The organism is Arthrobacter sp. P1_A5 (assembly GCF_056406825.1).
The window spans coordinates 1-6548 of sequence record NZ_JBFTZL010000195.1; the positions used below are offsets into that span (position 1 = coordinate 1).

A 6548-nucleotide genomic window follows, 5' to 3' on the forward strand; every position below is an offset into this window, starting at 1 on the left:
CCGACCTCGTCCTCGATGTCCGGCGCGGCAGCGTTCCGGAGCTGGCTCACCGGCTGGAAGATGCGCTGGGGGAGCGCGCCGCGGCTAAGGCCGCGGCGGTGCCCACTCCGGCGTCGACAAAGGAAGTTGAATAGTGAGTACCGAATCAACCGTCATCAAAGTCACCGGACAAACGCCGGGTGAGAACTACGACGTCGTAGTGGGCCGCGGCCTCTTGGCAAGCCTGCCGGGCCTGCTGGGTGAGCGCGTCAAGCGCGTGCTGGTCATCCACCCCCGTGCGCTGCGGTTGACCGGGGACACCGTCCGGGAAGAGCTGGCCGCCGCCGGGTTCACCGCGCTGACCGCAGAAATCCCCGACGCCGAAGAGGGCAAACACATCGAGGTCGCCTCGTTCTGCTGGCAGGTGCTGGGGCAGAACGACTTCACCCGCTCCGATGCCATCGTCGCCGTCGGCGGCGGCGCCGTCACCGACCTGGCCGGCTTTGTCGCCGCGACCTGGCTGCGCGGCGTGAAGGTCATCCACATGCCCACGAGCCTGCTGGGCATGGTGGATGCCTCGGTCGGCGGCAAGACCGGCATCAACACCGCCGAGGGCAAGAACCTGGTGGGCGCGTTCCACCCGCCGGCCGGTGTCCTCGCGGACCTCGACACGCTGGAGACGCTGCCGAAGAACGAGATCATCTCCGGCATGGCCGAGGTCATCAAGTGTGGCTTCATCGCCGACCCGGCCATCCTGGACCTGATCGAGAAGGACCCGTCCGCTGTCTCCGATCCGCGCTCGGACATCCTGCGCGAACTGATCGAACGCGCCATCAGCGTCAAGGCCCGGGTGGTGTCCGAGGACCTGAAGGAAACCGGCCAGCGCGAGATCCTGAACTACGGCCACACCCTGGGCCACGCGATCGAACTCGCCGAGCGTTACTCCTGGCGGCACGGCGCYGCCGTCTCCGTGGGCATGATGTTCGCCGCCGAGCTCGCCCGCAGCGTCGGCCGGCTCAGCGACGCCGACGCCGACAGGCACCGCAGCATCCTGGAAAGCCTCGGGCTTCCCATCACCTACCGCCGCGACCGCTGGCAGGCCCTCCTGGACGGCATGCGCCGGGACAAGAAATCCCGCGGTGACCTGCTGCGGTTCGTGGTGCTCGACGGCGTCGGCCGGCCCGGCATCCTCGATGTCCCGGACACGTCCCTGCTGTTTGCCGCCTACCAGGAGATTGCCTCCTGATGCACATGGTCAAGGGCGGAACGAGCGAGTGGCCGGACGCGGGATTTCCCGGGATCCGGATCAACCCGCAGTCCCTGATGCCCCAGATCGTCAATGACGATGTCATGGCCGAGGCCCTGGCGGCCTCGACAGACCCCGGGGACCTGATCCTGGTCCGGCTCGTCGAAGGGCACGCGGCCGAAGCCGCCGAGCTCCTCGCCGAGGCCCGCTACAAGGACCCCGGCTCGCTCCGGCTGCGGATCTTCGAGGCGGACGTGCTCCGGGTCTCGAACCGGTTCGACCGGGCGGTGGAGGTGTTCCGCCAACTCCTCGCCGAGACCCAGGGCACCCTGGAGGAGGCCGCCGTCCGCCAGCACCTCGGCAGGGCCTACTTCGCCGGCGGGAACATTGGCGCCGCCGTCGAATCCTTCGCCAAGGCACTGGATCTGCGCGTCGCCGGGTCCGCCGACGCGGCCCTCATCTACGCCTCCACGGTGGCGCTGCAGCGCGCCCGGGACGTGCTGGAACAGCAGTCCTGAGCCCGCGTCAGCCAGCTGTCCGCCGGAACCGGTAGAATAGAACTTGGATTTTTGACAAACACGCGTTGGCGGCCACTTGGCATGCCGGCCCGGCATAAGCGTCCGACCGCTAGCACCGGTCGAATGGAACCATCGAGAAACTAAGAGGATACTGTGGCAACCACTAACGACATCAAGAACGGAACCGTCCTTAAGCTTGAGGGCCAGCTTTGGAACATCATCGAGTTCCAGCACGTCAAGCCCGGCAAGGGTGGCGCGTTCGTGCGCACCAAGATGCGCAACGTGATGTCCGGCAAGGTGGTCGACAAGACCTTCAACGCCGGACTGAAGATTGAGACCGCCACGGTGGACCGCCGCGACTACCAGTACCTGTACCAGGACGGCGCCGACTTCGTCTTCATGGACACCTCGGACTTCGACCAGCTCACCGTTTCCGCCGCCACCGTCGGCGACGCCACCAACTTCATGCTCGAGAACCAGATGGTCAACATCGCCATCCACGAGGGCAACCCGCTCTACATCGAGCTGCCCCCGAGCGTCGTCCTCGAAATCACCTACACCGAGCCGGGCCTGCAGGGCGACCGCTCCTCGGCCGGCACCAAGCCCGCCACCCTCGAAACCGGATACGAGATCCAGGTGCCGCTGTTCGTCGAGAACAACACCAAGGTCAAGGTCGACACCCGCGACGGCAGCTACCTCGGCCGGGTCAACGACTAGTGAGTGCGCGCGGTAAGGCCCGGAACCGGGCCCTCGATGTGCTCTTTGAGGCCGAGCAGCGCTCAGCCTCCGCGTTCGACGTGCTGAAGTCCCGCCGCGAGCAGACAGACCAGATCGTCAACCCCTACACCCTCGAAATCGTCGAAGGCGTGGTCTCGCACCAGGTGGCCATCGACGAATTCCTGGAGACCTATTCGCAGGGCTGGACCCTGGAGCGCATGCCCTCCGTGGACCGCATCATCCTGCGGATCGGCACGTGGGAACTGCTCTACAACGACGACGTCCCGGACGGCGTGGCGGTCAGCGAGGCCGTGGCCTTGGCCAAGACGCTCTCCACGGACGAGTCGCCGTCGTTCATCAACGGCCTGCTGGGCCGGCTGCAGCAGCTCAAGCCCTCGCTGCTGGCRTAAGCTCTCAGCGCCCCGAAGAACCCCGGCCAGGACATCCTGGCCGGGGTTCTTTCTTTTCCCCGGTTGCCCCGGTCCCTAACCGACGACGGCGGCCCGGAGCGCGGCGATCTCGGCGAGCTGGTGCTGCTCATCGCGCTGGTGTGCCGGCACGTCCCGGCCGCTGAGAATCCGTTGCCGGGTGAGGGCGAGCTGGGTGGCTGCATCGAGCAGCGCCTTCATCTGCACGCCCCGCCCGGTGGACCTGGCCCAGCGCAGCGCGGAACGGCGGCCGGCGGCAGTGGACAGCATGTCCACCTCGGCCGCGGTAAACCAGCCCGCGGCCGCGTATTCGGTCAGCCGCTGGCGCGTGAGCCTGCGCTCAGCCACCCGCAGCAGCACGATCACCAGCACCGCCAGCAGGAAGATCGGCACCTGCACCATCACATACCGGCCCAGGAAGTCCCGGCCCATGCTGTTCCAGGCGCTGTGCAGCAGCATCGCGGGGACGAGGCCGGCGAAGAACGCCAGCACGGACAGCCCGGTGCTCCCGCGGCCGGCGGCGAAGCCCATCACCAGACCGGTCGTACCCGTGAAAATGGCGTGGGCGAAGGGTGAGAGGACCCCGCGGAGAAAGAAGACCACCGCGAGGTCCGTGCCGGGGTCGCTGGATTCGGCGATGGCGCGGCCGAAGTAGAGGATGTTCTCGGTAAATGCGAAGCCCGCCGCGATCGTGAAGGCGAACACCACACCGTCGACCGGTCCGTTGAAGTGTTTCGGGGCAAAGAGCACGAGCAACAGCAGCCCCAGGGACTTGGCGAATTCCTCCACCACCGGTGCCTGGACCGTCACGGCGAACGTCGTATAGTCCAGTCCCGAGGCAGGCCCGGCCGCCAGTGAGAAATAGGGCTGGATCAGCATCGTCACCGCGATCGAGACGACGGCTCCCCAGGCAAACGCGAAAAGCAGCAGGGGTTTCGGCTCGGGTTCCCAGCGGTCGATGAAGCGCACCGTCAGCAACACGGTCCCCAGGGGAACCAGCGAGGCCACGAAACCAATGGCAAAGCCGGTGATTCCGGTCCTTTCCAGCAGGAAGGGCACCACCAGGAAGAGGCAGAGGACCGCCAGGAATCCGCCGGCCATCACCAGGCCAAAAACACCGGAACCGCGGCCGTTCTTCCAGCCCGGTCTGCCTCCCGCCGGCCCGGCGGGAGGCAGCGCCGGCCGCAACTGGCCGCCGTCGTTGGCAGGAGCCTGCTGGTAGTTCGCCGGCTGGACACGCCCCAGCCACGTCGGGTTGGCCTGCCGGGGCAGCGGCCCCTGGCGCGGGCCGCCGGGGTGTTCATGCCCCGGCCGCGGTCCGTTCATCGTCATGGAACCGAGCCTATGTCCGTGTGAGGTTAAACGCATTCCGGCGGCGACGGGGCGACGGTGCCGTTGTGGTAATTTGAAAGAGCAAATAATCCTTTTTTAATTCCGTCCCGTGAGGCGGGGAAAGGGGAGACGAGCTTTGACTTCCGTGCCTTCAGCACCGGGTCCGGCGCAGGTGGTGCTCACCCGGGTTGTCCTCAACCAGGCTGACATCGACCGCGCGCTCACTCGTATCGCCCATGAAATTCTTGAGGCCAACAAGGGCTCCCAGGACCTCGTCCTGCTGGGCATCCCGCGCCGGGGCTATCCCCTCGCCGTCCGCCTCGCCGCCAAGATCGCCGCCGCGGATCCCACCGTGGACGCCGCCGCCATCGTCGGTCAACTCGACGTCACGATGTTCCGCGACGACCTCTCGCACCAGCCCACCAGGCCGCCGTACCCCACCCAGCTGCCGCGCACCGGCATCGACAACAAAGTTGTGGTGCTGATCGACGACGTGCTCTATTCCGGGCGCACCATCCGGGCAGCACTGGACGCCCTCATCGATCTCGGCCGGCCGCGGATTGTCCGCCTCGCGGTGCTGATCGACCGCGGCCACCGGGAACTGCCCATCCGCGCCGACCATGTCGGCAAGAACCTGCCCACCTCCTCATCGGAGAAGGTCCGGGTCCGGCTCGAGGAAACCGATTCTGCCGGAGGCGGGGCAACAGACGGCGCCCCCGACGGCGCCCCCGTCAATGAAGTCGTCATCGAGGCCACCGCATGAGGCACCTGCTCTCCACCGAAGACCTGAGCCTGCACAACGCCATCCGCATCCTGGACACCGCCGAGGAAATGGCTGCGGTGGGGGAGCGCGAGGTCAAAAAGCTCCCCGCCCTGCGGGGGCGCACCGTGGTCAACCTCTTCTTCGAGGACTCCACCCGCACCCGGATCTCCTTCGAAGCCGCCGCCAAGCGGCTCTCCGCCGACGTCATCAACTTCGCCGCGAAGGGCTCGTCCGTCTCCAAGGGCGAGTCGCTGAAGGACACCGCCCAGACCCTCGCCGCGATGGGCGCCGACGCCGTGGTCATCCGGCACTGGGCCTCCGGCGCCCCGCACCGGCTCGCCGCGACCGACTGGATCGACGCCGCCGTCATCAACGCCGGCGACGGCACCCACGAACACCCCACCCAGGCGTTGCTGGACGCGTTCACGATGCGCCGGCACTGGTCGAAGCTCGCCGGCACGCCGTCTGCCGGCGCCGACCTCAAAGGCATGCGCGTCGCCATCGCCGGTGACGTCCTGCACTCGCGCGTTGCCCGCTCCAACGTCTGGCTGCTGCGCACCCTCGGCGCCGAGGTCACCCTCGTCGCGCCGCCCACGCTGCTCCCCATCGGCGTCGAAAAATGGCCGTGCGCCGTCAGCTTTGACCTCGACGAGACCCTCGCGCAAGGCGTGGACGCCATGATGATGCTCCGCGTCCAGGGCGAACGGATGAATGCCTCGTTCTTCCCCACCACGCGCGAATACTCGCGGCGCTGGGGCTTCGACGACAACCKGCTCCGTGCCCTCGACAGCCTGGGGCTCAAGGACACCATCATCATGCACCCCGGCCCCATGAACCGCGGCCTGGAAATCTCCGCGGCCGCGGCCGACTCGCCCCGCTCCACCGTGCTGGCGCAGGTGCGCAACGGCGTCTCTGTCCGGATGGCGGCTCTGTACCTGCTGCTGTCCGGGGAAAACCGCGAGCCCGCCGTCGCACCAGTTTCTGCCCCTGCCTCTGCCTCTGCGGCCGCGTCCGCGGCGCACGCCGCCATTCCGAACCTCACTTATTCCCACCAGGAGAGCCACTGATGGCCGATCAGCACCAGAACGCAGACAACAGCGGCGCCTACCTCATCCGGGGGGCCTCGATCCTGGGCGGAGCAGCMGGGGACATCCTGATCCGGGACGGCGTGATCGCCGCCCGCGGCCGTCAGCTGGACGCCGACGGCGCCGGGGTGCGGGACGCAACAGTAATTGACGCCGCGGGCCTTGTCGCGCTCCCGGGCATGGTGGACATCCACACCCACCTGCGCGAACCCGGCCGCGAAGACGCCGAAACCGTCGAAACCGGCACCCGGGCCGCCGCCCTGGGCGGCTACACGGCCGTGCACGCCATGGCCAACAGCACCCCGGTGGCGGACACCGCCGGCGTCGTGGAGCAAGTCCTCACCCTTGGCCGGACCGCCGGCTGGGTGGACGTCCGCCCGGTGGGAGCAGTCACCGTGGGCCTCGCGGGGGAGCAGCTCGCCGAGCTCGGCGCCATGGCCGACTCCCGCGCCCACGTGCGGGTGTTCTCCGACGACGGCA

8 protein-coding genes are annotated in these 6548 nt (G+C 68.0%); 7 read left to right on the forward strand and 1 reads right to left on the reverse strand.

The genetic code is table 11. The features are described 5' to 3' along the window. Window positions 1–133: 133 nt before the first annotated feature. The 4 genes from aroB (at window position 134) to nusB (ending at window position 2870) form a co-directional block, all read left to right on the forward strand. Window positions 134–1225 (forward strand): 3-dehydroquinate synthase, encoded by a 1092-nt coding sequence (aroB, locus tag AC1D1S_RS18200; RefSeq protein WP_079554549.1) that lies wholly within the window; start codon window positions 134–136, stop codon window positions 1223–1225. Next, window positions 1225–1743: a tetratricopeptide repeat protein gene (locus tag AC1D1S_RS18205; protein WP_243177371.1), complete on the forward strand. Its 519-nt coding sequence runs from the start codon at window positions 1225–1227 to the stop codon at window positions 1741–1743. Before aroB ends, AC1D1S_RS18205 begins: the two co-directional genes overlap by 1 nt. 153 nt (window positions 1744–1896) lie before the next feature. Then, entirely contained in the window at window positions 1897–2460 is a 564-nt protein-coding gene (gene efp, locus AC1D1S_RS18210) for an elongation factor P (protein WP_018773146.1), read from the forward strand. Continuing rightward, the gene (gene nusB / locus AC1D1S_RS18215; RefSeq protein ID WP_018773145.1) at window positions 2460–2870 is read left to right on the forward strand and encodes a transcription antitermination factor NusB; all 411 of its coding nucleotides are present in this window, start codon (window positions 2460–2462) and stop codon (window positions 2868–2870) included. Before efp ends, nusB begins: the two co-directional genes overlap by 1 nt. Window positions 2871–2945: 75 nt before the next feature. Here the strand turns inward: nusB and AC1D1S_RS18220 are convergent, their stop codons facing one another. Continuing rightward, entirely contained in the window at window positions 2946–4220 is a 1275-nt protein-coding gene (locus tag AC1D1S_RS18220; RefSeq protein WP_476995109.1) for a PrsW family intramembrane metalloprotease, read from the reverse strand. Between the two features lie 136 nt (window positions 4221–4356). Between AC1D1S_RS18220 and pyrR the strand changes: the two genes are divergently transcribed. The 3 genes from pyrR to AC1D1S_RS18235 all read left to right on the forward strand — a co-directional run. Beyond that, a complete protein-coding gene (gene pyrR, locus AC1D1S_RS18225; protein ID WP_243177373.1) occupies window positions 4357–4983 on the forward strand; it encodes a bifunctional pyr operon transcriptional regulator/uracil phosphoribosyltransferase PyrR in 627 nt (208 codons plus the stop codon). Continuing rightward, complete coding sequence (locus AC1D1S_RS18230) at window positions 4980–6050, forward strand: aspartate carbamoyltransferase catalytic subunit (RefSeq protein WP_476995110.1); 1071 nt, start codon at window positions 4980–4982, stop codon at window positions 6048–6050. The genes pyrR and AC1D1S_RS18230 overlap by 4 nt, the downstream gene beginning before the upstream one ends. Next, window positions 6050–6548: amidohydrolase family protein (locus AC1D1S_RS18235; RefSeq protein ID WP_476995111.1), on the forward strand; the 499-nt coding region annotated here is incomplete at its 3' end. The genes AC1D1S_RS18230 and AC1D1S_RS18235, both read left to right, overlap by 1 nt.